This window comes from Streptomyces sp. CB02058 (assembly GCF_001905505.1).
Taxonomy (GTDB): Bacteria; Actinomycetota; Actinomycetes; order Streptomycetales; family Streptomycetaceae; genus Streptomyces.
Map to the genome: position 1 here is coordinate 699428 of NZ_LIPG01000003.1, position 24282 is coordinate 723709.

At 73.2% G+C, this 24282-nt stretch carries 24 protein-coding genes and 1 tRNA gene; 12 read left to right on the forward strand and 13 right to left on the reverse strand.

From position 1 onward, the window contains the following. Window positions 1-5 precede the first annotated feature (5 nt). The 5 genes from AMK10_RS16670 to AMK10_RS16690 form a co-directional block, all read right to left on the reverse strand. On the reverse strand, window positions 6-1178 hold the full coding sequence (locus AMK10_RS16670; protein ID WP_073748577.1) for a vWA domain-containing protein: 1173 nt from the start codon (window positions 1176-1178) through the stop codon (window positions 6-8). Next, complete coding sequence (locus AMK10_RS16675; RefSeq protein ID WP_073748578.1) at window positions 1171-2379, reverse strand: AAA family ATPase; 1209 nt, start codon at window positions 2377-2379, stop codon at window positions 1171-1173. The genes AMK10_RS16670 and AMK10_RS16675 overlap by 8 nt, the downstream gene beginning before the upstream one ends. Beyond that, window positions 2376-4133 (reverse strand): ankyrin repeat domain-containing protein, encoded by a 1758-nt coding sequence (locus AMK10_RS16680; protein ID WP_073748579.1) that lies wholly within the window; start codon window positions 4131-4133, stop codon window positions 2376-2378. The genes AMK10_RS16675 and AMK10_RS16680 overlap by 4 nt, the downstream gene beginning before the upstream one ends. After that, complete coding sequence (locus AMK10_RS16685) at window positions 4130-5272, reverse strand: gala protein (RefSeq protein WP_073748580.1); 1143 nt, start codon at window positions 5270-5272, stop codon at window positions 4130-4132. The genes AMK10_RS16680 and AMK10_RS16685 overlap by 4 nt, the downstream gene beginning before the upstream one ends. A 96-nt stretch (window positions 5273-5368) precedes the next feature. After that, window positions 5369-5444, reverse strand: a tRNA-Cys gene (locus tag AMK10_RS16690). A 135-nt stretch (window positions 5445-5579) separates the two neighbouring features. On the opposite strand from AMK10_RS16690, the gene AMK10_RS16695 reads away from it, so the two are divergent. Further along, window positions 5580-5930, forward strand: coding sequence for a hypothetical protein (locus AMK10_RS16695; RefSeq protein WP_143194960.1), 351 nt, complete (start codon window positions 5580-5582; stop codon window positions 5928-5930). Window positions 5931-5964: 34 nt separating this feature from the next. On the opposite strand, the gene aceB is transcribed toward AMK10_RS16695, so the two are convergent. Next, window positions 5965-7584: a malate synthase A gene (gene aceB, locus AMK10_RS16700; protein ID WP_073748582.1), complete on the reverse strand. Its 1620-nt coding sequence runs from the start codon at window positions 7582-7584 to the stop codon at window positions 5965-5967. 298 nt (window positions 7585-7882) lie between these two features. Further along, a complete protein-coding gene (locus tag AMK10_RS16705) occupies window positions 7883-8488 on the reverse strand; it encodes a nucleotidyltransferase family protein (RefSeq protein ID WP_073748583.1) in 606 nt (201 codons plus the stop codon). Between the two features lie 203 nt (window positions 8489-8691). Here AMK10_RS16705 and AMK10_RS16710 point away from each other — a divergent pair, with 203 nt between their 5' ends. Beyond that, window positions 8692-8997 carry a DUF5955 family protein gene (locus tag AMK10_RS16710; RefSeq protein WP_198959745.1) on the forward strand — a complete coding sequence of 102 codons (306 nt, stop codon included), beginning with the start codon at window positions 8692-8694 and terminating at the stop codon, window positions 8995-8997. A gap of 43 nt (window positions 8998-9040) precedes the next feature. Here AMK10_RS16710 and AMK10_RS16715 read toward each other — a convergent pair whose 3' ends face one another. Beyond that, window positions 9041-9673: a response regulator gene (locus AMK10_RS16715; RefSeq protein WP_073748585.1), complete on the reverse strand. Its 633-nt coding sequence runs from the start codon at window positions 9671-9673 to the stop codon at window positions 9041-9043. Then, window positions 9670-10905, reverse strand: coding sequence for a sensor histidine kinase (locus AMK10_RS16720; protein WP_073748586.1), 1236 nt, complete (start codon window positions 10903-10905; stop codon window positions 9670-9672). The genes AMK10_RS16715 and AMK10_RS16720 overlap by 4 nt, the downstream gene beginning before the upstream one ends. A gap of 110 nt (window positions 10906-11015) precedes the next feature. On the opposite strand from AMK10_RS16720, the gene AMK10_RS16725 reads away from it, so the two are divergent. Beyond that, on the forward strand, window positions 11016-12095 hold the full coding sequence (locus AMK10_RS16725; protein WP_073748587.1) for an ABC transporter permease: 1080 nt from the start codon (window positions 11016-11018) through the stop codon (window positions 12093-12095). Then, window positions 12092-12772 carry an ABC transporter ATP-binding protein gene (locus tag AMK10_RS16730; protein ID WP_073748588.1) on the forward strand — a complete coding sequence of 227 codons (681 nt, stop codon included), beginning with the start codon at window positions 12092-12094 and terminating at the stop codon, window positions 12770-12772. Before AMK10_RS16725 ends, AMK10_RS16730 begins: the two co-directional genes overlap by 4 nt. A 102-nt stretch (window positions 12773-12874) precedes the next feature. Here AMK10_RS16730 and AMK10_RS16735 read toward each other — a convergent pair whose 3' ends face one another. Next, complete coding sequence (locus tag AMK10_RS16735) at window positions 12875-13675, reverse strand: IclR family transcriptional regulator (protein ID WP_073748589.1); 801 nt, start codon at window positions 13673-13675, stop codon at window positions 12875-12877. Between the two features lie 334 nt (window positions 13676-14009). Between AMK10_RS16735 and allB the strand changes: the two genes are divergently transcribed. The 3 genes from allB (at window position 14010) to AMK10_RS16750 (ending at window position 16961) form a co-directional block, all read left to right on the forward strand. After that, entirely contained in the window at window positions 14010-15353 is a 1344-nt protein-coding gene (allB, locus tag AMK10_RS16740; RefSeq protein ID WP_073748590.1) for an allantoinase AllB, read from the forward strand. Between the two features lie 2 nt (window positions 15354-15355). Next, a complete protein-coding gene (alc, locus tag AMK10_RS16745; RefSeq protein ID WP_073748591.1) occupies window positions 15356-16471 on the forward strand; it encodes an allantoicase in 1116 nt (371 codons plus the stop codon). A 160-nt stretch (window positions 16472-16631) separates the two neighbouring features. Further along, a complete protein-coding gene (locus AMK10_RS16750; protein WP_073748592.1) occupies window positions 16632-16961 on the forward strand; it encodes a putative quinol monooxygenase in 330 nt (109 codons plus the stop codon). 79 nt (window positions 16962-17040) lie between these two features. Here AMK10_RS16750 and AMK10_RS16755 read toward each other — a convergent pair whose 3' ends face one another. Continuing rightward, the gene (locus AMK10_RS16755; protein WP_073748593.1) at window positions 17041-17877 is read right to left on the reverse strand and encodes an aldo/keto reductase; all 837 of its coding nucleotides are present in this window, start codon (window positions 17875-17877) and stop codon (window positions 17041-17043) included. 184 nt (window positions 17878-18061) lie between these two features. Between AMK10_RS16755 and AMK10_RS16760 the strand changes: the two genes are divergently transcribed. Continuing rightward, complete coding sequence (locus AMK10_RS16760) at window positions 18062-18679, forward strand: dihydrofolate reductase family protein (RefSeq protein ID WP_073748594.1); 618 nt, start codon at window positions 18062-18064, stop codon at window positions 18677-18679. A gap of 33 nt (window positions 18680-18712) precedes the next feature. On the opposite strand, the gene AMK10_RS16765 is transcribed toward AMK10_RS16760, so the two are convergent. After that, on the reverse strand, window positions 18713-19357 hold the full coding sequence (locus AMK10_RS16765; protein ID WP_073748595.1) for a TetR/AcrR family transcriptional regulator: 645 nt from the start codon (window positions 19355-19357) through the stop codon (window positions 18713-18715). 223 nt (window positions 19358-19580) lie between these two features. Here AMK10_RS16765 and AMK10_RS16770 point away from each other — a divergent pair, with 223 nt between their 5' ends. The 3 genes from AMK10_RS16770 to AMK10_RS16780 all read left to right on the forward strand — a co-directional run bounded on the left by AMK10_RS16770 (window position 19581) and on the right by AMK10_RS16780 (window position 22217). Next, the gene (locus AMK10_RS16770) at window positions 19581-20525 is read left to right on the forward strand and encodes a DMT family transporter (protein WP_073748596.1); all 945 of its coding nucleotides are present in this window, start codon (window positions 19581-19583) and stop codon (window positions 20523-20525) included. Between the two features lie 84 nt (window positions 20526-20609). Next, a complete protein-coding gene (locus AMK10_RS16775; protein ID WP_073748597.1) occupies window positions 20610-21782 on the forward strand; it encodes a cytochrome P450 family protein in 1173 nt (390 codons plus the stop codon). Window positions 21783-21797: 15 nt separating this feature from the next. After that, window positions 21798-22217 carry a PaaI family thioesterase gene (locus AMK10_RS16780; RefSeq protein WP_073748598.1) on the forward strand — a complete coding sequence of 140 codons (420 nt, stop codon included), beginning with the start codon at window positions 21798-21800 and terminating at the stop codon, window positions 22215-22217. Between the two features lie 22 nt (window positions 22218-22239). Here AMK10_RS16780 and AMK10_RS16785 read toward each other — a convergent pair whose 3' ends face one another. Continuing rightward, a complete protein-coding gene (locus tag AMK10_RS16785) occupies window positions 22240-23244 on the reverse strand; it encodes a Gfo/Idh/MocA family protein (protein ID WP_073748599.1) in 1005 nt (334 codons plus the stop codon). A 93-nt stretch (window positions 23245-23337) separates the two neighbouring features. Between AMK10_RS16785 and AMK10_RS16790 the strand changes: the two genes are divergently transcribed. Then, a complete protein-coding gene (locus AMK10_RS16790) occupies window positions 23338-24099 on the forward strand; it encodes a GntR family transcriptional regulator (RefSeq protein ID WP_073748600.1) in 762 nt (253 codons plus the stop codon). The last annotated feature ends 183 nt before the right edge of the window (window positions 24100-24282 follow it).

Below are 24282 nucleotides of genomic sequence, written 5' to 3' on the forward strand. Positions count from 1 at the left end.
CGGGCTCAGTTCGTGACGCGCACCGTCTCGACCCACGCGGGAGCGGCGGGCGCGGACGGGCCGACGAGCGCGGCGACGATCCGGCAGGACGGGATCTCGTCCGGCCACGGGGTGAGGCCGTCCGTCAGGACGACCACGACGGAGGGGCGCTCGCGCACGGCCAGCGCCGCCGCGATCCCCACCCGCATGTCGGTGCCACCGCCGCCGGCGAGCGCGATCTGCTCGGCGGACGTCACTCGGGAGACGGCCCGGACATCGGCGTCGCAGGCGAGGACGGTGACCCGGTTGCCCCGGATCCCCACCTCCCGCAGCACACCGGTCACCTCGGCGAGCGCGGCGGCGATCTCCTCGTCACCCATCGAGCCCGAGGTGTCGATGACGACCGCCACCCTGGGCAGGGGCCGGCGCAGGCTGGGCAGCACGACGCCGCGCAGGGCCGTGCTCCGGCGCGCGGGGCGGCGGTAGGTGTAGTCCACCGCCCCGGCCGCCCAGGCGGCTGCCTCCCGTACGGCCCCCGCGAGCACCTGCCGCCAGTCGACCGTGGGTTCGAGGACCTCGTCCGCCCACCGCTTCCAGCCACCCGGCAGGGTCCCTCTGGCCCGCACATGGGCGCGCATGGCCTCCGCGGTGTGATGGCGCAGCGACTCCGCCTCCACGCCGCCGACTCCCGGCGGCCCCGAGGTCGCGCCCGATTCCCAGGGGGACGGCTCGCCATGGGCGCCCGACCCGCAGTCGTGGATCCAGGTGGAGCGCGGCAGCTCCGTCAGATACGCCTCGAAGAGCTGCCCCTCCGGGAGACCGAAGAGGCGGGGCTCCAGCCGCCCGGCGGGCAGGGGCAGCCCGTCGGCGACCAGGTCGTCGTTGATCTCGCAGTCCTGGGCGACGTTCACCCGGTGCCTGTCACGCCGGTCCGCCGCCGGCAGCAGATCCGCGCGGCCGTGATGGTCGCGCAGCAGATGCGCGACCTCGTGCACCCAGACCGCCGCCAGCTCCGCCACCGGGGTCCGGTCGACGAAGCCGGGCGAGACGTAGCAGCGCCAGTGACGGTCCACGCCCATGGTCGGCACCTCGTCGCTGGGCACCACCGTCAGGGCGTACAACGCCGAGGCGAGGTACGGACGGTCCGTCGCCGCCCGGTACCGCGCCGCGAGCAGCTTGGTGGTGTCCAGCTCAGCCACCCCGCGGCAGGGCGCCGGACTGCCGCAGCAGGTCCAGGAAACCGTCGATGCCCGGCGGCACCGGCCAGTCCAGGCTGCGCATGGCCGCCAGGTCGACCGCGGCCCGGGCCGCCACGTCGGGCACCCCCGCGTCCACGGCCTTGGCCAGAACCGCCCACCCGGCCTCCCAGCGCTTCCGGGTCGGCTCGCCCTGCACCGCGGCGACGACCGCGATCAGGAAGGCGAGCTGCCGGTCGCCCCGCTCGGGCAGCGCGAAGGCGTCCGGGTCCGCGAGCACACGGTCCGGGTCGGGCAGGTCGAGGTGGTCCAGGTACGACAGCAGCTCGATGCCCGCACCGTCCCCGACGGCGCCGGTGAGCGCCGCGGCGACCGCCTCCCGCCCGGTCCCCGCCGCGTAGCCGGTGGCCAGCAGCCGCAGGGCCATGTCCCAGGTCCTCGGGGACGGCCACGCGCGGCCCCGGCTCTCCGCGTCGGCCGGGATGTGGTGGACCAGCCCCGGACGTGCCGTCAGGAACCCGGAGACGGCACCCCGGGCCCGCGCCGCGGCGCCGGAGACCTTGGCCGGGTCGACCACCGGCACCCCCAGGGCCGGCCAGGTCCCCGCCATGCCGCGGGCGACGGTACGCGGGTCGTGCGTCCACCGGAGATGGACGAAGCGGTTGGCGAGCGGCGGGCTGAGGTGCCAGCCGTCCGCCGCGCTCGACGGAGGATTGGCCGCCGCGACGATGCGCACGCTCTCCGGCAGCCGCAGGCTGCCCACCCGCCGTTCCAGTACGACCCGCAGCAGCGCGGCCTGCACGGCGGGAGGCGCGGACGACAGCTCGTCGAAGAACAGCAGCCCCTGACCGGAGCGGGCGAGCCGGACCGCCCAGTCCGGGGGCGCCATCGGCACACCCGTCACCGCCGGATCGTCCCCCACGACCGGCAGCCCCGCGAAGTCCGACGGCTCGTGGACGCTCGCGATGACGGTCTCCAGCTCGAGCCCCAGGCCGGCGGCGAGCTGCTCCAGGCCGGCGGACTTGCCGATGCCGGGCTCGCCCCACAGCAGGACCGGCTGATTGGCCGTCACCGCCAGGGCGAGCGCCTCGAGCTGCGGGCTCTCGGCGGGCTCGGTGCGGGTGACGCGCAGGCGCCGGTTGAGCTCGTCGGCCGCTTCGAGGGGGCCGGAGGGGCGGGCCCGGTCCCCCGTGGTCGTGCTCACTGCTGCCCGTCCTCCCCGTCCTTGTTCATGAACCACCGCTGGTACCAGTCGGCACCCGTGCCCGGGTGCTCCGCGGCCAGCCGCTCCCGGAGGAACGCGAGGTCCTCGCGCTTGTACCGGTGGATCAGCTGGTCGAGGGAGAGTCCCTGCGTGTCCGTCACGTCGATCCTGGCCCCCGCGTCGATCAGCGCCCGTACGAGCGTGGGGGAACCCCGCTCGCTCACCGCGACGCTCAGCGGGGTCCGGCCGAGCTGGTCCCTGGCCTCCAGGTCGAGCCCTGCCGCCAGCAGCCGTGGCAGGACCGCCTCGTGGTCGAGCAGTGGCAGCACGTGCAGCAGTCCCCGGCGTCTGGCGTTGCGCACGCGGAGGTCGACCCCGGCGTCCAGCAGCTCCAGGACTCCGGCGGTGTTCCCGTGCTGGATGTGCAGGAACAGCTCCTTGCGCTGTGCACGCAGCGCCTTCGGGAGACGCCCCTGCCCCGTCGTGCAGGAGTGCTCCACCGCGAAGCAGCCCGAGACCGCTCCACCGAACGCCCGCATGGCGCTCTCGCGCTGCCGTTCCTCCTCGGTGTGCGGCGAACGCAGGGCACCGGCACGGAAGGACACCTCGTGCCACTCGCCGCGGCAGCGCACGCGCACCGGAGCCGGCAGGGACGGCCCGGGCGGCCCGAAGGGCCCTTCGAGCGCGGGGAACAGGGCCCTGGCCACCAACGGGTGCAGCCACTGCGGCGGTACGACACCCGCCCGCAGCAGATCGAGGTCGCGCGGACGCCGCCAGGCCGTCTCCGGCAGGTAGGCGGCGGGAACGGTGGAGGAGGCCTCCACGATCGTGGCCCTGAGCCGGCCCCCCGCGCTGTGGTCCGTGAGCTCCAGCAGGATGTGCCTCCGCCAGTGGCCGGCGGCCAGGAAACCCTCGCTGCCGACGGCGGCCGTCGCCCGGCGCACGGCCGACTCGAGGCGGGGAAGGTCGATCGCGGACGCGCGGAGGATCGCCCCGGGGTCCATCCGGTACATCGACCGCTCGGAGGCGGGAGGCGTCGGATCCCACTCGATCCCCGCCGCGGCGAACGCCTCCGAGATCTCTCCCCGCTCGTACAGCAGTGTCACCCGCTCCGCCCGGGCGGCGGCGTCACCGTCACCGGACGCCCCGAGCTCCTGGCGTGTGAGCGGGGTGCCGTCGTCGTGGAAGAAGGGGACCCGGCCACCTGCTCCCACGGCCGCCCGCAGACCGTCCGTACGCCGGGAGTCCCACAGATGCCGGACCGAGCGCCAGTCCTCGGTGCCGAGGGCGAACAGACCGGGGGAGGACTCCCCGGGCACGGCACCGAAACGCAGCGAGAGCCGCTGGCTGCCCTCCACCATCGGGGGCGTACGCAGATGGAGGTACGGCGCGTGCGGCAGACCGGACCCGACCCGGTGCCCGGCGTATCCGGCGAGCACCACGGTCCGGTCGGGGGCGAGCGTCGAGCGCCCTCCGAGGACCCGGGGCAGGTGCCAGCGCACCAGGTCGGGCACCAGATGGAGCAGGTCGGCGACGAGGGCCTCCGCCACGGCCGTACTGTGCGTGGAGGCCACCTCGACGGGATCGAAGTCCACGTCGACGTGGGCCGCGGCGAGCGCGCCCCGCCAGTCACCGGCGCGCCGACGCTCCGCGGAGCGCTCGATCATGCCGCGGGGCACGGCGTACCGCCGGACCTGCCAGAGGCTGGTGGCCTCCTCCGCGGTGAGGAACCGGTCCTCCGGACGGAGCCTCACCGGTAGACGCTCCGGATCGCGCGCAGGTCCGGGTGGGCGCCGTGGTCCGGGCGCAGCCGGGTGGCGAAGGACCGCTTCACCTTGCGGGGGAGCCCGGGGCCGAGCCCGACGTACTCCAGCCGGCAGTCCGCGCCGACCGCGCCCAGCAGGGCCTTCGCCCCTCGCCCCGTCAACCCGGTGTGGGCCAGTTCGAGGCGTCGCAGAGGGCTTCCGGGCAGGGCCGTGGCCAGCGCGTGGGCGCCCGCGTCGCCGGTCGTGTTGCCGGTCGCCCCGAGGCTGCGCTCCGACATGGGCCGCCCGAGGTCGAGGGACTCGATGCCGCCGAGCGCGTCGGCCAGGGCGCCGGCGCCGGCCGGCCCGATCCCGTTGCCGCCGAGCCCGAGCCGCACCGGGCGCTCCGGACCGGCCGCGGCACCGGCGAGCACGGCGGCCCCCGCGTCGCCGAGGTGGTTGGCCGACGCGTACAGCTCCCGCACCCCCGCGTCCCGGATCAGCGCGGCGAGGAGCGGAGCGTCGTCCGGGCCGAGCCCGTTGCCGCCGAGGAAGAGCCGCTCCAGCGGCTCTACCCGCGCGGTCAGCGCGTCGAGCAGTGCCTCCAGACCGGCGGTGGTGACCCCGGTGTTGACGAGGTCCAGCGTGCGCAGCGAGGTGGTGCGGGCCAGCATCGGCACGAGCGCCCGGACGCCCGCGTCGCCCAGCGGATTCCGCTTCAGCCACAGCGCCCTGACGGTGGAGTCCTCGCTCAGCGCGCCCGCGAGCGCGGCGGCGCCCTCGGCCCCGATGCGGTTGCAGCCGAGATAGACCGTCCGCAGCCCGTGTCCGCGTACGTCGCGCAGAGCGTCCGCCACCGAGCGCGCGCCCTCGTCGCCGAGGGAGTTGGTGCCGAGCAGGACGTGACCGGCGTGCGGCGACCGGGCGAGGGCAGGCATCAGCAGGGCGGCACCGGCCGCGCCGAGACCCTGCTTGCAGAGATCGACGCGCCCGTCGGCCCGCAGTGTCCCGACCGGGAACACCTCGTCGGACCCGACCGTTCGCTCAGCTCCGAGCCGCTCCACCAGCGGGTCCAGCGCGGCCGCATCGACGAGCGGAACGTCCGGGTGCTCGATCGCGGGGCAGCGCACGGGCATCGGCTGCGACAACAGAACTCCCCCAGTCCCCTCGCCGGACGCCGGGCCGGACGGGGACCGTTCACGCCCACCACCCGCCCAGCGCGGGCGCGTTCCTCCACGAACAGGTGGCAAGACCGGCCGGATTCGAACCGGCGTCCTCCAGCTTGCTGCGTGGGCGCGACGACCTCTGCGCTACAGCCTTGCCGTGCGTGATCATAGCGGCCACCGGCTCGAAATCGCACTCCAGTACGTCGAACGACGTGGGGGTGCGTAGAGTTTCGAACATGTTCAATAATGGCCGGGTCCAGTCACCCCGTGCACCGAGAGGCCCGTCACGATGAGCCGTACCCGTATTTCTCGCGCTGCCCGGATCACGGCCGTCGCCTATGTCGTTGCCATGGCGGCCGGTGGACTGATCGTGGGGGCCCAAGCCCCCTCGTCCGCGGAGTCGTTGCTCTTCGAGCTGTCCCAGCCCGGGCTGAACGTGCTGTACGTGTTCGTCCTCATGCCGCTCGTCGCGCTTCTCGGTGACACCGGCGGGGGAGCGGGCGACGCCGGGAGCCTCGCTCTCGCCTGCGGGCTGGGGGCGGCCGTGAACGTCCTGCTCGTGCGGGCGGCCGTCTGCGCGGCCCGCGCGGTCGCGGCGGACCTCCCCGTGTGCAGGAAGCGCCGCACCCCCGCGCGGTGAGGCGCGGGGGTGCGGCGCTCGGGTCCGCGGAGGGTCAGCCCAGCTGCTCGTACGCCGGCAGCGTCAGGAAGTCCGCGTAGTCCTGGTCCAGCGAGACCTGGAGCAGCAGGTCGTGGGCCTGCTGCCACGTGCCGGACTCGAAGGCCTCGTCGCCGATCTCGGCGCGGATCGCGGCCAGTTCCTCGGCCGCGACCTTGCGGGCGAGGTCCGCGGTGGCGTGCTCGCCGTTCTCGAAGACCACGTCCGCGTTGATCCACTGCCAGATCTGCGAGCGCGAGATCTCGGCGGTGGCCGCGTCCTCCATCAGGTTGAAGATGGCGACCGCGCCCATGCCCCGCAGCCATGCCTCGATGTAGCGGATGCCGACCGCGACGGCGTTGCGCAGGCCGTCGTACGAGGGCTTCGCGTCCAGGGTGTCGATGGCGATCAGGTCGCCCGCCGCCACCGAGACGTCCTCGCGCAGACGGTCCTTCTGGTTCGGCTTCTCGCCGAGGACCGCGTCGAAGGAGGCCATCGCGATCGGGACCAGGTCGGGGTGGGCGACCCAGGAGCCGTCGAAGCCGTCGTTCGCCTCGCGGTCCTTGTCGGCCTTGACCTTCTCGAAGGCGACCTTGTTGACCTCGGCGTCACGCCGCGAGGGGATGAAGGCCGCCATGCCGCCGATGGCGTGGGCGCCGCGCTTGTGGCAGGTGCGGACGAGGAGTTCGGTGTACGCCCGCATGAACGGGGCGGTCATCGTGACCAGGTTGCGGTCCGGCAGGACGAACTTCGAGCCGCCGTCTCGGAAGTTCTTGACGATGGAGAAGAGGTAGTCCCAGCGGCCGGCGTTCAGCCCGGAGGCGTGGTCGCGGAGCTCGTAGAGGATCTCCTCCATCTCGTACGCGGCGGTGATCGTCTCGATCAGGACGGTCGCGCGGACCGTTCCCCGCGGGATGCCGACGTAGTCCTGGGCGAAGACGAAGATGTCGTTCCAGAGGCGGGCCTCCAGGTGCGACTCCGTCTTCGGGAGGTAGAAGTACGGGCCCTTGCCGAGGTCGATCAGGCGCTGCGCGTTGTGGAAGAAGTAGAGGCCGAAGTCGACCAGCGCGCCCGGCACCGGGGTGCCGTCCAGCTGGAGGTGGCGCTCGTTCAGGTGCCAGCCGCGCGGGCGCGTGACGACGGTCGCGAGCTCCTCGGCGGGCCTGAGGGCGTACGACTTGCCCGACTTCGGGTCGGTGAAGTCGATGTTCCGGGTGTAGGCGTCGATCAGGTTGAGCTGGCCGGTGATCACGTTCTCCCACGTGGGGGCGGACGCGTCCTCGAAGTCGGCGAGCCAGACCTTGGCGCCCGAGTTCAGGGCGTTGATGGTCATCTTGCGGTCGGTCGGACCGGTGATCTCCACCCGGCGGTCGTCCAGCGCGGCGGGGGCCGGGGCGACCTTCCAGGTGTCGTCCACCCGGACCGCCTCCGTCTCCGGCAGGAAGTCCAGCGTGGAGGTGCGGGCGATCTCGGCCCGGCGCTCGCCGCGACGGGCGAGCAGCTCGTCACGCCGGGGCGTGAACCGCCGGTGCAGCTCGGCCACGAACGCGAGGGCCGCATCGGTCAGGACCTCGTCCTGCCTCGGCAGGGGCTCGGCATCGACGATGGCCAGCGGGGACGGCGCTGGTGCGGACATGAGCTGTCACTCCTTCAGCGGGTGGTGCGGTGGCATCCCGTGGCCGCCGGGTCGCCCGGGGCGGCACGGGGTGCCAGGGCTCCGAGATACGGCCACGGGGCGCCTCCGGGGACCGGAAGCGGAACCATGGGCTTCTGATCAGTGGATATTAGTTTCCTCATGGTGGAAGTTCAATGGTTTGTTGATATCGAGATTCTCCGGGTCGAGGCACGTGCGGCCGCGGTGGCGCGGCGTGCCGCCCCCGGCACGGACCGTCTTCCCCCGGGGGCGCCGTCCACCCGGCCGCCTCGCCCGGCCGTCACTCCAGGTGCGTCAGGTCCTCCGCCGTGTCGATGTCGTACGCCTGAGCCACATCGGAACACTCGACGAGCGTGATCGCATCGCGGTGCGCCCGCAGATACGCCCGCGCCCCCTGGTCGCCGACCGCGCCCGCCGCGATGTCCGCCCAGCGGTCGGCCCCGAACAGCACGGGGTGCCCCCGTTCACCGGCGTACGAGGCCGCCGCGAGGCTCGCCCGGGAGCGGTACGCCGAGCGGACCCGCGCCACCGCCTCCGCCCCGATGCCCGGCTGGTCGACCAGGAGCACGAGCACCGCGTCCGCGTCCGAACCGGCGAGGGCGCCGAGACCGGCCCGGAGCGAGGAGCCCATGCCCTCCTCCCACAGCGGGTTCACGGTCACCGCGCACCCCGGCAGTTCCGCCCGCGCCCGCACCTCGTCGGCCGCGGCGCCCAGGACGACATGGACGGGGCCGCAGCCGCCGTTGCGCAGGGTCCGCACCGCGTGTTCGACCAGAGGGCGGCCGCGATGCTCCAGGAGCGCCTTCGGCCTGCCGCCGAGGCGACGGCCGCCGCCCGCGGCGAGGAGGAGCCCGGCGACCACGGGGTTTCGTTCTGAGTGATCCATGCGCCCTGGATACCACTGCCCCGCTCGGACCGGCGGAAGGAATGTCACCCCCCGGAGGTACGCTCGTTCTGTGTCCGCACGGTGGCGCACGCCACCTTTCATGGCGTTAACTTGCGGACGAACCCAGGCGTTTGACCGCCGCCCGGGGGTCGTTCGACACACCGGCACAATGACGTGCGAGGGGGAGTGCTTTGTTGCGAAGCGTGGGGCAGGAGCGGTTGGCCGGCAGCGGTGAGGACCCGAGAGTGGCGGAGCTGCGCACGGCGGTCTCCCGGCTCCGCCGGGAACTGGCCGGTCATCCCGTCGAGTTCCCCGACCGGGGCATAGCCGAGGACGAGCTCGCGGCGCTGGACGCCATGGCGGCCGGCGGCATGCCCGAGATCCCCCGGCTGCGGCGCTCCCTGCTGCTGGTCGCCGGAGCGATCGGCTCGGTCAGCGCGCTGGCCCCGCGCCTCCGCGAGGTCAGGATCGCGATCGAGCTGTTCGGGGAGCCCCCGCGCCACCCGTGAGGTCAGCGGTGGGTCAGGCGGGGGCCCCGCGCCACCCGTGAAGTCAGCGCCGGATCAGGCGGCGGGCGGTCGCGGCGGCCACCGCCGACGTGCGTGAGTCGACGCCGAGCTTGGCGTAGATGTGCACCAGATGGGACTTCACCGTCGCCTGGCTCAGAAAGAGCCGCTTGCTGATCTGCTGGTTCGACAGGCCCTCACCCACCAGCTGGAGCACCTCCAGCTCCCGCTTGGTCAAGGCCTGGGCCGGTGTCCGCATGCGGTCCATCAGCCGGTGCGCCACCGCCGGAGCCAGCGCCGAGCGTCCGGAGGCCGCCGTGCGCACGGCGGCCGCCAGCTCCTCGGGCGGGGCGTCCTTGAGCAGATAGCCCCCGGCGCCCGCCTCGACGGCGGCCAGGATGTCGGCGTCCGAGTCGTACGTGGTGAGGATCAGCACGCGCGGGGCGTCCGCGGCGGCGGTGATCGCCGCGGTGGCCTCCGCCCCGTGCATGCCCGGGCCGAACTGCAGGTCCATCAGGACCACGTCGCACACGCCGGTCGCGGCCAGCGCGACGGCCCGTTCCGCGGTGGGGGCCTCGGCGACGACCTGGAAGTCCGGCTCGGTGTCCAGGACCGCGCGCAGGCCCGCCCGCACCACCGGGTGGTCGTCGGCGAGGAGCAGCCGGATCGGCCCGGTCATGCCGCCCTGCCCTTCCGGTCCTCCGCGCTCTCCGCACCCTCCGGGCCATGGCCCTCGGCGGCCGGGAGCGGCAGGGTGACGGCGACGGCGGTGCCCTGGCCCGGCCCCGACTCCACACTCAGCGTCCCGCCCAGCGACCGGGCCCGCGCACGCATCGCGAGCAGCCCGAAGCCACCGCCGGAGGCGCGCGCGGGTTCGGCGGCCGTGTCGAAGCCGTGGCCGTCGTCCACGACGTCCAGGGAGACCGACGTCTCCATGAAGCTGAGGGTGATCTCCGTCCGGCGCGCCCCGGAGTGCTGGACCGCGTTGGCCAGCGCCGACTGCGCGGCGCGCAGCAGCGCCACCTCGTACGGGGTGGGCAGCTCGACCGGTCTGCCGCTGACGGCGAACTGCACCGTGAGGTCCGGCGCCGAGCTGCGGGAGGAGAGGCGGGACAGGGCCGCCGCCAGGGAGCCCTGCTGCAGGTCCGGCGGGGTCAGGGCCCGGACGAAGCGGCGCGCCTCGGCCAGATTGTCCTGGGCGGCCTCGCGGGCGCGCCGGACATGGGGGGCCGCCGGCGCGTCCCCGGGGAGCGAGCGCTCGGCGGCCCGCAGCAGGAGCTGGATGCTCGACAGCCCCTGGGCGAGGGTGTCGTGGATCTCCCGGGCCAGCCGCTCCCGCTCGGCCAGCGTGCCCGCGGCGCGCTCCGCGTCGGCGAGCTCCGCCCGGGTGGAGACGAGCTCGTCGATGAGCTCGCGGCGACGCTCGCTCTCGCGGAACAGCACGTCGTACCCCTGTACGGTCGCGACGGCCACCGCCGCGCCGAGCAGCGGACCGATGAAGGCGCCCGGGGTGACCTCCTGCTCGTGCAGCAGGAAACTGCTGATCGCGGCCGCGGCCGTGACCGCGACGGCGGGCAGCCCCCACCGCAGCGGCAGCAGGTGCAGCTGAAGGAAATAGAGGGGGAACGCCACCCACAGCGCTTCGGGCGACAGGGCGAGCAGCGCCAGCCACGCCGCCCCCAGCGCGGTGAGCCAGAGGGACGCGGCGCGGGTGTGCGGCTGGACGACGGGAGCGAGCGCGCCCGCCATGTACAGGGCGGCCATCGCTCCCGCCACCACGACGACGGCCGTGGCGTGCGGTGTGCCGTCGCCGGTCGCGCGCAGCGCGGCGAGCATCAGCAGCCCCACCAGCAGCGCGTGCAGACAGAGCCGCAGTGCGGTGGTGACGGGAGTGGGGGCACGCAGATCCATGGTCGTTCCAGCGTAGACGCGCCGGGCGCCGGGCCGGTCAACCGAAAGGTTGACGTGGGCCCCGTCCGGCGCGCGATGTCTCCGGCGGCCCGGAACCCGAGTCTGGAGCCATGTTTGTCGCATGGAGAGATCTACGGTTCGCCCGGGGCCGCTTCGCCCTCATGGGCACGGTCGTCGTGCTGATCACGCTGCTCGTCGGGCTGCTGTCGGGCCTCACGGCGGGGCTGGGCAGGGAGAACACCTCGGCCGTCACGGGGCTGGACGCCGACCGTGTCGCGTTCGCCGCGCCGCCGGACGGCCGGTCGGTGTCCTTCTCCGACTCGGCCGTCGAGGAGAGCGCATGGCGCGCCTGGGCGGAGCAGCCGGGGATCCCGGCCGCCCGGCCACTGGGCATCCGGACGCTGAACGCCTCGGCCGACGAGGGGAGGCGTACGGCCGCCGTGTCGGCGTTCGGAGCCGAACCGGGCGGTGGGCTCGCGCCCTCCGGCGTGGGGGCGGGCCGGATCGTGCTGTCGGAGCAGGCCGCCGCCGAACTCGGCGCACGGACCGGTGACACGCTCGGACTCGGCGGCCGGCGGCTGACCGTGTCGGCGATCGGCGGCGACGCCTCGTACAGCCACACCCCGGTGGTGTGGACCTCGCTCGCCGACTGGCAGCGCATCACGGGCACCGGTGGGCGGGCGACCGTGATCGCCCTGACCACGAGCGCGGGCGCCGACCTCGCCGCCGGGGACGAGGCGGCGGGCACCAGCACGCTGACCCTGGAGGACTCCCTCACGGCGATCGGCTCCTATCAGGCCGAGAACGGCTCGCTCCAGCTGATGCGCGGCTTCCTCTTCGCGATCTCCGCGCTCGTCATCGGCGCCTTCTTCACGGTCTGGACGATCCAGCGCAGTGGCGACGTGGCCGTGCTCAAGGCGCTGGGCGCCTCCACCCCGTATCTGCTGAGGGACGCGCTCGGGCAGGCCGTGGTGATGCTGGCCGCGGGTACCGGCCTCGGTGCCGGGCTCGCGGCGGCGATCGGTGCCCTGCTCGGCGGGGACGGCGGCGCCGTGCCGTTCGTCCTCGACGCGTCGACCGTGCTCGTCCCGTCCGGCGTGATGATCGTCCTCGGCGCGCTCGGGGCAGCCCTGTCCGTCCGGCGGATCACCGCTGTCGACCCCCTCACCGCACTCGGGAGCGCCCGATGACCCTCACCCTCACCGACGTCACACTTACCTACCCCGACGGTGACACCCGGCTCACCGCCCTCGACCGGGTCTCCCTGGACGTGCCGGCGGGCACACTCACAGCGGTCGTCGGACCGTCCGGATCGGGGAAGTCCAGCCTCCTCGCCGTGGCGGCCACGCTCGTCACCCCGGACCACGGGAGGATCACCGTCGCGGGTACCGAGACCGCGGGGCTCAGCCGCGCCGACAAGGCCGCCCTGCGCCGGGACCGCATCGGCGTCGTCTTCCAGCAGCCCCATCTGCTGCCGTCCCTCACCGCCGTCGAGCAGCTCCAGGTGATGGCGCATCTGTCGCGGCGCTCCGCGCGCGCGGCCCGGGGCCGGGCCATGGATCTCCTGGACGCGGTCGGGCTTGCCGACGGGGCGGGCCGCAGGCCGCATCAGATGTCGGGGGGCCAGCGTCAGCGGATCAACATCGCCCGGGCCCTGATGAACGAACCGGCGGTGCTGCTCGTCGACGAGCCGACCAGCGCCCTCGACCACGAACGGGGCGCGGCGGTCCTCGACCTGCTGATCGGCCTGACCCGGGAACGCTCCACGGCCACGATCATGGTCACCCACGACCGGGCCCACCTCGACCGGGTGGACAGGACGGTGAGCATGGAGGACGGGCGTCTGTCGGTGCCCGCCCCGGCCTGAGGGACCGGCCGGGGGAGAACCGGCGCCGGGCGCCGGAGAGGCCGGCCAGGGGGAACCGGGCGCCGGAGAGGCCTGCCGGTGAGTGCCCGTGGTCCCCGTGACTCAGGCCGCCGGGCCGCTGCTCGCCAGCGCCTCGGAGAGTTCCTTCGCGATCTGCTGGAGGATCGGCACGATCCGCTCCGTCGCCGTCTCCGTCACCCGGCCCGCCGGCCCCGAGATGGAGATGGCGGCCGAGGTCGGGGAGTCGGGCACCGAGACCGCGAGGCAGCGGACCCCGATCTCCTGCTCGTTGTCGTCCACCGCGTAGCCGGCCCTGCGCACCTGTTCCAGCGCGTCGAGGAAGCCGTCGGGGGTGGTGATCGTCTTCTCGGTGGCCGCGGGCATGCCCGTACGGGCGAGCAGCGCGCGCACCTCGTCGGCCGGGGTGTTCGCGAGGAGGGCCTTGCCGACGCCCGTGGAGTGGGGCAGCACCCGGCGGCCCACCTCGGTGAACATCCGCATCGAGTGCTTCGACGGCACCTGGGCGACATACACGATCTCATCGCCGTCGAGCAGCGCCATGTTCGCCGTCTCGCCCGTCTCCTCGACCAGCCGCTGGAGATACGGCCGCGCCCAGGTGCCCAGCAGCCGGGACGCGGACTCGCCGAGGCGGATCAGGCGGGGGCCGAGCGCGTAACGCCGGTTGGGCTGCTGGCGCACATAACCGCACACGACCAGGGTGCGCATCAGGCGGTGGATCGTCGGCAGGGGCAGTCCGCTGCTCGCGGAGAGTTCGCTGAGACCGACCTCGCCCCCGGCGTCCGCCATGCGCTCCAGCAGATCGAAGGCGCGCTCGAGGGACTGGACGCCGCCGCTGGGACCGGCGGGCTTGGAGTCGGAAGTGCTGGCGTGGGACGGCGGCACGTCAACGGTCCTTTCGAAGCGGAGGCAAGGCAGCAGCCTACCGGGCTGTTCCCGATCGGCCCACTGCTCCCGGTGCGGCGTCCTTGCCGGTCAGGACCTGTTTTGTCCTGGTGTCGACGGTCCGGCCCGCCTTCGGCCCGGTGTCCGGCGAGGCCGCCCCTGACTCATTCTACGTTCCGCCTGCCGAAAATGAACTTTTACTTCGTGGAAATCTACAAACCTTGCCTTCCATGATCCTCCGGGGGTTCCATGGAAGAGGTGAGGCCTTGACGGGTCGCCTCCCCGAGTGAAGACTCCTTCAACAGTTCGTTGAAATCTGCCCTGAGGAGCACAGGTGCCCGGTGTGGACTTGAAGCTGGTGCTGCGCTCGACGCGCGTCGTCACCCCGGAGGGGACCCGTGCCGCCGCGGTCCTCGTCGCCGACGGGGCGATCGAGGCGGTCCTGCCGTACGACGCCGAGGCGCCCGACGGTGCCCGGGTCGAGGACTTCGGCGACGACGTCCTGCTGCCGGGCCTCGTCGACACCCACGTCCATGTGAACGACCCCGGCCGCACCGAGTGGGAGGGCTTCTGGACCGCCACCCGCGCCGCGGCCGCCGGCGGCATCACGACCCTGCTCGACATGCCGCTCAACTCCCTCCCGCCGACGACCACGGTCGAGAACCTGCGCGTCAAGCAGCAGGTGGCCGCCCCCAAGGCGCACATCGACACCGGCTTCTGGGGCGGTGCGATCCCCTCCAACACCAAGGATCTGCGTCCGCTGTACGAGGCCGGGGTCTTCGGCTTCAAGTGCTTCCTCTCGCCCTCCGGCGTCGAGGAGTTCCCCGAGCTGGACCAGGAGCAGCTGGCCCGCTCCATGGCCGAGATCGCGGGCTTCGGCGGACTGCTGATCGTGCACGCCGAGGATCCCCACGAGCTGGCGTCCGCGCCGCAGCGCAGCGGTGGGAAGTACGCCGACTTCCTCGCCTCCCGGCCCCGCGACGCCGAGAACAACGCGATCGAGGGCCTCATCGCCCACGCCAAGCGGCTGAACGCGCGCGTCCACGTCCTGCACCTCTCCTCCAGCGACGCCCTGCCGCTGATCGCCGCCGCCAAGCGCGAGGGCGTCCGGATCACCGTCGAGTCGTGCCCGCACTTCCTCACGCTCACCGCCGAGGAGGTCCCGGACGGGGCGACCGAGTTCAAGTGCTGTCCGCCGATCCGCGAGGCCGCCAACCAGGACACGCTCTGGGCCGGGCTCGCCGACGGGACGATCGACTGCGTCGTCTCCGACCACTCGCCCTGCACGACCGACCTCAAGACCCCCGACTTCGCCTCCGCCTGGGGCGGCATCTCCTCCCTCCAGCTGGGTCTGCCCGCCATCTGGACCGAGGCCCGCCGGCGCGGTCACACCCTCGACGACGTCGCCCGCTGGATGTCCGCCGCGCCGGCGGAGCTCGCCGGGCTCACCCGCAAGGGCGCCATCGAGGCCGGACGGGACGCCGACTTCGCCGTCCTCGCGCCCGACGAGACCTTCACCGTCGACCCCGCCGGACTCTTCCACCGCAACCAGGTCACCGCCTACGCCGGGAAGACCCTGCACGGCGTGGTGAAGTCCACCTGGCTGCGCGGCACGCGGATCGCGGCCGACGGCGTACTCGCCGAGCCCACCGGCCGCCTCCTCGAAAGGAACCACTGACCATGACGGCGACCCCGCACTTCACCGGTGACGCGAGCCCGTACGGAGGCGGCGACCCGTACGCCGACTACCGCACCGCCGACTTCCCCTTCACCCACCTCGTCGACCTCGCCGACCGGCGTCTCGGCGCCGGTGTCATCGCCGCCAACGACGAGTTCTTCGCCGAGCGCGAGAACCTCCTGAAGCCCGGGCCCGCGGAGTTCGACCCAGAGCACTTCGGGCACAAGGGCAAGATCATGGACGGCTGGGAGACCCGCCGCCGACGGGGCGTGAGCGCCGACGAGCCGCACCCCGCCGACGAGGACCACGACTGGGCGCTCGTACGCCTCGGAGCACCCGGTGTGATCCGCGGACTGGTCGTCGACACCGCCCACTTCCGCGGCAACTACCCGCAGTCGGTCTCCGTCGAGGCGGCCTCGCTGCCCGGCTCCCCGTCCCCCGAGGACCTCCTCGCGCCCGACGTGAAGTGGACGACCCTCGTGCCCCGCACGGCCGTCGGCGGTCACGCGGCCAACGGCTTCGCGGTGGACGCCGGGCAGCGCTTCACCCATCTGCGGGTCAACCAGCACCCCGACGGCGGCATAGCGCGCCTGCGGGTCCACGGAGAGGTCGCCCCCGACCCCGCCTGGCTGGCCGCACTCGGCACGTTCGACCTCGTGGCCCTGGAGAACGGCGGCGAGGTCGAGGACGCGTCCGACCGCTTCTACTCCCCGGCCACCAACACCATCGCCCCCGGCCGTTCCCGCAAGATGGACGACGGCTGGGAGACCCGCCGCCGCCGCGACAAGGGCAACGACTGGATCCGCTACCGGCTGGTGGAGCAGTCGGAGATCCGGGCCGTCGAGATCGACACCGCCTACCTCAAGGGCAACGCGGCGGGCTGGGCGCGGATCTCGGTGAGCGACGGGGAGGCCGGCGAGCCCGCCGAGCTCCTGCCCCGCACCCGGCTGCAGCCCGACACCAGTCACCGTTTCGTCCTGCCGGAGCCCGTACGCGGCACGCATGTGCGGATCGACATCTTCCCGGACGGCGGGATCTCCCGGCTGCGGCTCTTCGGCTCGCTCACCGAGCAGGGCGTGGCACGGCTGGCGGACCGTCACGAGGCACTCGGAGGCTAGGGCCTCTCGTTTGCATCCTGGCGGGCTCGCGACGTGGCGGGCGCACGCCGGCCAGGGAATGCGGGGCAGCCCCGGAGGCCGCCGGGTGTGCCGGTTCCTGTCCGGTCTGCGGCATATGGGACCCTGGTCGGGACGCTGCCGTCCCGACCAGGGAGTCACCATGATCTTCATCGCCGTCAAGTTCACCGTGCGTACCGCCGAGCGCGACAACTGGATGCCGGCCGTCGAGGACTTCACCCTCGCCACCCGCCAGGAGCCGGGGAACCTCTTCTTCGACTGGTCCTACAGCGTCGAGAACCCGGACCAGTTCGTGCTGCTCGAAGCGTTCGCCTCGCAGGAGGCGGGCGTGGAGCATGTGAACTCCGATCACTTCAAGGCGGCGATCGAGACCATGTCCGAGCTCGTCAGCGAGGTGCCGGAGATCATCAACGTCGAGGTGCCCGGGGACGACTGGTCCCGGATGTCGGAGGTCACCCCGCGCAACCGGTGAGAACCGCCCCGCGACCGGTGGGCCGCGGCCGGTGGGAACCACCGGCCCGGCCGGGTGACCGCCTGTCCGACGGCCGCGGTCAGAACTCCTCGTGCGTATCGGGGTCCCCGCCGAAGCGGTGCGGCGGCCGTGCCCCGATCCGGTCCAGCTCCTGCCGCGTCAGTTCGAAGCCGAACAGGTCGAGATTCTCCCGCTGCCGGCCCGGATCGGCGGACTTCGGGATCGGTACGGCACCCAGCTGGGTGTGCCACCGCAGGACGACCTGGCCCGGCGTCACCCCGTGCGCCTCGGCCGCGGCGACGACCTCCGGGGCCTCCAGCACCCGACGCCCCCGGGCCAGGGGACTCCAGCTCTCGGTGACGATGCCCTTGGCGGTGTGCACCGCGCGCAGCTCCTCCTGCGGGAGCAGTGGATGCATCTCGATCTGGTTCACCACGGGCAGCACGCCCGTCTCACGCTCCAGCCGGTCCAGGTGTTCCGCCGTGAAGTTGGAGACGCCGATGGAGCGTACGAGACCGTCCTCGCGGAGTTTGATCATCGCCTTCCAGGTGTCGACGTACTTGTCCACCCGGGGCAGCGGCCAGTGGATGAGATACAGGTCGACGTAGTCCAGGCCCAGATTGCTCCGCGACTCCTCGAAGGAGGCGAGCGTCTCCGCGTAGCCGTGGTGCCGGCCGGGCACCTTCGTCGTGACGAAGAGCTCCTGGCGGGGCACCCCCGAGCGGGCGATCCCGCGGCCGGTTCCGGTCTCGTTCCCGTAGTTCAGCGCGGTGTCCACGAGCCGGTAGCCGAGCTCCAGCGCGCTCGCGACGGCCTTCTCCGCGGCCTCGTCGTCGAGCGGCCAGGTGCCGAGGCCCACCGCTGGGACCGTGCTGCCGTCGTGGAGGTTGCGGACGGGGGTCGGTGTCCGGTGCATGGTCTCCCGTTTCGTTTCGTGTGCCGTCCCCGCCAGCGTAGGACGCGCCGCCGGGCGGGGCGCGACGCGGCGGGGCCGCGCGGTCCACCGGGCGCACCGGCGGAATACGCCGGAAGGTGGGGTCGGAAGGGTGGAACCACAGGGGCCGCCGGGAGCCACGGCGGCGATGCGGAGGAGCGGGACCATGACGAAGCTGACCCTTACCACGTTCGTGTCCCTCGACGGCGTGACGCAGGCCCCCGGCGGGCCCGAGGAGGACACCTCCGGCGGGTTCCGCCACGGCGGCTGGGTGGCGCCGTACGCGGACGAGGGCATGGGGGCCTTCATGGTCGAGGTCTTCGACCGTGCGGGCGCCTTTCTCCTCGGGCGGCGTACATACGACATCTTCTCGTCCTACTGGCCCAGGGTCACCGATCCGGAGGACCCGATCGCCTCACGCCTCAACACGCTGCCCAAGCACGTCGTCTCCACCACGCTGACGGACCCGGAGTGGGAGAACACCACCGTCGTCCGGGGCGACGTGCCCGCCGAGGTGGCCCTGATCGAGGAGCGGACGGCGGAGGGCGAGCTGCAGATCCACGGCAGCGGCACCCTGGCCCGGTCACTCCTGGAGCACGGGCTGATCGACGAGCTCAACCTGCTCGTCTTCCCGGTCTGCCTGGGCAGCGGCAGACGGCTCTTCCCGGAGGGCGGACAGCCGACGGCCTTCGAACCGACCGGCGAGCGGACCACCGGCAGCGGCATCGCGATCCACACCTACCGGACCGCGGGGCCCGCCCGCTTCGGAACCGTCGGCGAGTGAGCGGGCTCCGGACGCCCCGGGCACCTGTGCCCCTCAGGGAGCCGGGGGCAGCGCCGAGCGGCCGGTGGACGCGGCGCGCAGCCGCCCCAGGATGGCCCGGGCCGCCTTGGTGTAGCCGGGGTTGTTGTTGTGCAGCACGGACTCCGCGTTGGCCAGCTCCATGAACGCGATGAGTTCGAACGCCAGTTGCGAGACATCCGTGTCCGCCGCGAGCTCGCCCCGCACCCGGGCCTCCTCGACGGTCTCCTCGACGAAGGTGACCCAGCCGGTCTGCGTGGAGGCCAGGGCGTCGTGCACCTTGCCCTCCCTGGAGTCGAACTCGGCGATCGTCGCGTAGAAGAAGCAGCCGCCGCTGAACACCCGGCGCTGTGAATAGGAGAGCCAGCTCTCGCACATCCGCCAGACGCGGTCCAGCCCCGGCGGCGCCGCTCTGGTCGGGGTCAGCACGTGCTCCACGAACACCGTCACGGCGGCACGCACCGTGGCGAGCTGCAACTCCTCCTTGGAGCCGAACAGGGCGAACACCCCGCTCTTGCTCAGCTTCAGCTCCGTCGCCAGCCGGCCGAGCGACAGCCCCTCCAGCCCTTCGGTCGAGGCGACCTGGACCGCGCGCCCCAGCACCAGCTGCCTGGTCTGGTTCCCCCGCTCGATCCGTCCGTCCAGCCGCGCTCCACCCATGTGCCAACTCCGTGTTCCCGAGCGTCCCAAGACCGACATTCTAGGAGGAGCCGGCGCCCCCGGAGGACCGCTTCGGGCCGGGACGACCCCTGGGGGCGGACGGCCGGCCCAGCCTGCGGACAGAGGTTCCCGAGGGGGGTGTCCGTTCGGTACCGTGACCGCTTCCCGTGTGAGCCGGCGAGGTCTCCACATCGTTCCCGTTGTGGAGAACCAGGAGCACCAGATGTCCGCTGCCGTCGTGCCCGCCCTCGCCCCGCCCCGCCGCGTGTGGGTCACCGATCTGCCGCTGCTGCTCGTCGCGGCCGTCTGGGGTGCCAGCTATCTCGCGGCCAAGGGCATCACCACCACGCACACCGTGATCGCCGTCCTCGTGCTCCGCTTCGCGATCGTGCTGCCCGCCCTGGCCGTCGCGGGGTGGCGCGGACTCCGGGCGCTCAGCGGGGCGCAGTGGCGGGGCGCGGGCCTGCTGGGGCTCGTACTCAGCGGGATCTTCCTGCTGGAGACGTACGGCGTCGTGCACACCTCGGCGACCAACGCCGGACTCATCATCAGCCTCACGATGATCTTCACCCCGCTGGCCGAGGCCGCCGTGACCCGGGTCCGGCCGTCCGGGGCCTTCCTCGCCGCCGCCGGGCTCTCCGTCCTCGGTGTGGTGCTCCTGACACAGGGCGGCGGATTCACCAGCCCTTCCGGCGGCGACCTCCTGATGCTGCTCGCGGCCCTCGCGCGCACGGTCCACGTCCTGGCGATGGCCCGTATCAAGGCGGTCCAGGACGCGGACTCGCTCTCCCTGACCACGGTGCAGCTCGGCAGCGCCGTCGCGGTCTTCGCCGTACTGGCCGCCGCCCCCGGCACCGGGCCCGCGCCCTGGAGGGTGGCGGCGGACTTCGGCGCCGCCGAGTGGGCCGGGCTGATCTTCCTCTCCGTCTTCTGCACGCTGTTCGCCTTCTTCGTGCAGATGTGGTCCGTGCGCCGCACCTCGCCCTCCCGGGTCAGCCTGCTCCTCGGCACGGAACCGCTCTGGGCCGCAGCCGTCGGCATCGCGATCGGGGGTGAACGCCTCGGCGTCCTGGGGGTGGTGGGCGCGGTGCTGGTGCTGGCGGGCACCGCGTGGGGGCGCCGCCGTGCCGATGCCGAGCCGGGCCCCGACCGTCCTGCCTCCGCATGACAGCTGTCTCCTCCACGAGGACGAGGCCCGGACGTGAAGGGGCCCCTAGGCTGAAGCGGTCAGCCTAGGGATGGGGGCGGGAGCATGTCCGTGGTCGATCTGCGCGGAGCGGAGGACTTCAGCGCGAATCCGTACCCGTACTACGCGAAGATGCGCGCCGAGGGGCCCGTGCACGCGGTCCGCACCGACGACTTCGAGCGGATCTGGATGGTCGTCGGCTACGAGGAGGCCCGCGCCGCCCTCGCCGACCAGCGGTTCAGCAAGGACTGGCGGACGACCGACCTCTGGTCGGCGCGGAGCAATCCGATCAACGCCAACATGCTGGAGATGGACGCCCCGCACCACACCCGGCTGCGCAAGCTCGTCGCACGCGAGTTCACCGCCCGGCGGATCGAGGCGCTCCGCCCGCGCGTCGAGGAGATCACCGCGGGCCTCCTCGACGCGATGGTGCCCGAGGGGAGCGCCGACCTCGTCGACGCGTTCGCCTTCCCGCTGCCGATGACGGTGATCTGCGAGCTCCTCGGCGTACCAGACATCGACCGTGAGGCCTTCCGCCTGCTGTCCAACGCGATCGTCGCCCCCGTCTCCCAGGAGGAGGAGGACGACGCGGTGCACAGGATGGGCGCCTATCTCGTCGAGCTGATCGAGGACAAGCGCCGCGCCCCGGGCGACGACCTGATGAGCGCCCTGATCCAGGCACGTGACGACGACGGCGACCGGCTCTCCCCGGACGAACTCATCGGCATGGCCTTCCTGCTCCTGGTCGCGGGCCACGAGACGACCGTGAACCTGATCGCCAACGGCGTCCGCGCGCTGCTCGACCACCCGGAGCAGCTGGCCCTGCTCCGCTCCCGGCCGGAGCTGATCGACGGCGCGGTCGAGGAGATGCTCCGCTACGACGGGCCCGTCGGGACGGCGACCTTCCGTTTCGCCCGTGAGTCCGTGGCCTTCGGCTCGGCCGTCATCCCCCGGGGCGAGGCCGTACTGGTCGCCCTCGGCTCGGGGGACCGCGACCCCGGTCGCTACCCGGACCCGGACACCTTCGACATCCGGCGCGAGGCCCGGGGCCATCTGGCGTTCGGCCACGGCATCCACTTCTGCCTGGGCGCGCCACTGGCCCGCATGGAGGGCCGCATCGCGGTCCAGGCGCTGCTGGAGCGGTGCCCCGGCCTGGAGCGGGACCCGGACGGCGGCGAGCCCGACTGGCTGCCCGGCCTGCTGCTGCGGGGCGTCCGGCATCTGCCGGTGCGCTGGTGAGGTGGGACGGGCATCATGAGCGACCTCTCCATCGACCAGGCACAGCAGGTCCTCGACAGCCAGCCCTTCAGCCGGCTCGTCGGCGCGCGGATCACGGAATTCGGGGACGGCACGGCCGTACTCGAAGTCGGCGTACGCGAGGAGCTGACCCAGCAGAACGGCTTCCTGCACGGCGGTGTGCTGTCCTACGCCGCCGACAACGCGCTCACCTTCGCCGCCGGGACGACGCTCGGTCCGGCGGTCCTGACCGGCGGCTTCTCCATCCAGTACGTCCGCCCGGCGAGCGGCCGCACCCTCACCGCCCGGGCCGAGGTGGTCCACACCGGCCGCAGGCAGGCGGTGGTGCGCTGCGAGCTGTTCACCGCCGACGACGAGGGCGCCGAGACCCTGTGCGCGGTGGCGCAGGGGACGGTGCTCTCCGCCCGGCCGGCCTGACGCCCCGTCCGGCGTACGGCGGTCAGGCCTCGGCGATCTCCGTGAGCCGCACCGGGCGTCGTTCCGCGCGCGACAGCTCGCACGCCTCGGCGATGCGCAGCGCGTGCAGCGCCTCCCGGCCGTCGCACGGGTTCGCCCGCTCGCCGCGTACGACGCCGAGGAACGCGTCCAGTTCGGCCTCGTACGCCGGGGCGAACCGCTCCAGGAACCCGGGCCACGGCTTGGCCGGCGCGGGCGGGCCCTGCGGTTCGGCGGAGGTGAGCGGCGTACGGTCGTCGAGGCCCACGGCGATCTGGTCGCGCTCACCCGCGAGCTCCATGCGTACGTCGTACCCCGCCCCGTTGCACCGGGTCGCCGTCGCCGTGGCGAGCGTGCCGTCGTCCAGGGTCAGCAGCGCGGCGGCCGTGTCCACGTCCCCGGCCGCCCGGAAGATCGCGGGGCCGGCGTCCGATCCGGTGGCGTACACCTCGCTCACCTCACGGCCCGTCACCCAGCGCAGGATGTCGAAGTCGTGCACGAGGCAGTCCCTGAACAGGCCGCCGGAGAGCGGCAGATAGGCGGCGGGCGGGGGAGCGGGGTCGGACGTCGCCGCCCGTACGGTGTGCAGCCGGCCCAGCGCTCCGCCGCGCACGGCGGCGCGCGCCGCGGCGTAACCGGCGTCGAACCGTCGCATGAACCCGAGCTGGAGTACCCCGCCCGCCCGCTCGACCTCGCGCAGCGCGCCGAGCGTGCCCGGCAGGTCCAGCGCGATCGGCTTCTCGCAGAAGACGGGCAGACCGGCCCCTGCCGCGCGGCCGATGAGCTCCGCGTGCGCCGAGGTCGCCGAGGCGATCACCACCGCGTCCACCCCTGCGGCGAGGACCTCGTCGGCGGAGGCGAGGGCGACGGCTCCCGTCCGCGCCGCGACCTGGGAGGCGCGGCCGGCGTCGGGGTCGGTCACCACCAGGGAATCGACTCCCGGATGGTGTGCCAGGACGCCCGCGTGGAAGGAACCGATCCGGCCCGTGCCGATGAGTCCGATGCGCATGGACCCAACGTGCCGCCCTCCCGGCGCACTGTCAACTATATGTCCTGACAAAGTGCAGGGTGCGGCGCGCCCGTACGCGGTACGCTCCCTGCCGTGCCCAAACCCGCCGCCGACTCCGCTGCCCTGGGGCTGGGCGTGGACCGCACCAGTCCTGTCCCGCTCTACTACCAGCTGGCCCAGCAGCTGGAGGCGGCCATCGAGCAGGGGCGGCTGGCGCCCGGCAGCCTCCTCGGCAACGAACTGGAGCTCGCCGCGCGGCTCGGACTCTCCCGGCCCACCGTCCGCCAGGCCATCCAGTCGCTGGTCGACAAGGGGCTGATGGTGCGCCGCAGGGGCGTCGGCACCCAGGTCGTGCACAGCCGCATCAAGCGGCCGCTCGAACTGAGCAGCCTCTACGACGATCTGGAGGCGGCCGGCCGGCACCCCGCCACCCGGGTCCTGCGCAACACGCTCGAACCCGCCACGCCCGAGGTCGCCGCCGCGCTCGGCGTCGAGGAGGGCGCCGACGTCCATCTGGTGGAGCGCGTGCGGTACGCGCACGACGAGCCCATGGCGCTCCTGCGCAACCACCTCCCGCTCCAGCTGCTCGACCTCGGCACCGAGCGGCTGGAGACGACCGGCCTGTACCGGATGATGCGCGCCTCGGGGATCACCCTGCACAGCGCCCGCCAGTCCGTGGGGGCCAGGGCCGCGACCGCGGAGGAGGGCGAGCTGCTCGCCGAGCCCCCGGGAGCCCCGCTGCTGACGATGGAGCGGACCACCTTCGACGACGGCGGCCGGGCGGTCGAATTCGGCTCGCACGTCTACCGGGCCTCGCGGTACGCCTTCGAGTTCCAGCTGCTCGTGCGGCCCTGAGGAAACCGGATGGCGAGCCTCCGGTCCGTATGTTCGGACAAAAGTGTTGACGCGGTCATGCTAGGTCGTTAGAACGACGGAAGGGCGCGGCCCGCGCCCCTGCCGGGCATGGCGGGACCGGGCTCGGGGATACTTGGCCCGCCGGGCGGCGAGTCCGCTCCCCCCGGCCTCACCAGGCAGCAC

Bases quoted from the DNA above. Each gene is read 5' to 3' on its own strand.
- AMK10_RS16785 (WP_073748599.1), bottom strand. From the start codon at position 23,244: ATGCGCATCGGACTCATCGGCACGGGCCGGATCGGTTCCTTCCACGCG.
- AMK10_RS16765 (WP_073748595.1), bottom strand. From the start codon at position 19,357: ATGGGTGGAGCGCGGCTGGACGGACGGATCGAGCGGGGGAACCAGACC.
- AMK10_RS16775 (WP_073748597.1), top strand. From the start codon at position 20,610: ATGTCCGTGGTCGATCTGCGCGGAGCGGAGGACTTCAGCGCGAATCCG.
- AMK10_RS16720 (WP_073748586.1), bottom strand. From the start codon at position 10,905: ATGGATCTGCGTGCCCCCACTCCCGTCACCACCGCACTGCGGCTCTGT.
- AMK10_RS16780 (WP_073748598.1), top strand. From the start codon at position 21,798: ATGAGCGACCTCTCCATCGACCAGGCACAGCAGGTCCTCGACAGCCAG.
- AMK10_RS16770 (WP_073748596.1), top strand. From the start codon at position 19,581: ATGTCCGCTGCCGTCGTGCCCGCCCTCGCCCCGCCCCGCCGCGTGTGG.
- AMK10_RS16705 (WP_073748583.1), bottom strand. From the start codon at position 8,488: ATGGATCACTCAGAACGAAACCCCGTGGTCGCCGGGCTCCTCCTCGCC.
- AMK10_RS16750 (WP_073748592.1), top strand. From the start codon at position 16,632: ATGATCTTCATCGCCGTCAAGTTCACCGTGCGTACCGCCGAGCGCGAC.
- AMK10_RS16730 (WP_073748588.1), top strand. From the start codon at position 12,092: ATGACCCTCACCCTCACCGACGTCACACTTACCTACCCCGACGGTGAC.
- AMK10_RS16755 (WP_073748593.1), bottom strand. From the start codon at position 17,877: ATGCACCGGACACCGACCCCCGTCCGCAACCTCCACGACGGCAGCACG.
- aceB (WP_073748582.1), bottom strand. From the start codon at position 7,584: ATGTCCGCACCAGCGCCGTCCCCGCTGGCCATCGTCGATGCCGAGCCC.
- AMK10_RS16725 (WP_073748587.1), top strand. From the start codon at position 11,016: ATGTTTGTCGCATGGAGAGATCTACGGTTCGCCCGGGGCCGCTTCGCC.
- AMK10_RS16715 (WP_073748585.1), bottom strand. From the start codon at position 9,673: ATGACCGGGCCGATCCGGCTGCTCCTCGCCGACGACCACCCGGTGGTG.
- AMK10_RS16695 (WP_143194960.1), top strand. From the start codon at position 5,580: ATGAGCCGTACCCGTATTTCTCGCGCTGCCCGGATCACGGCCGTCGCC.
- alc (WP_073748591.1), top strand. From the start codon at position 15,356: ATGACGGCGACCCCGCACTTCACCGGTGACGCGAGCCCGTACGGAGGC.
- AMK10_RS16760 (WP_073748594.1), top strand. From the start codon at position 18,062: ATGACGAAGCTGACCCTTACCACGTTCGTGTCCCTCGACGGCGTGACG.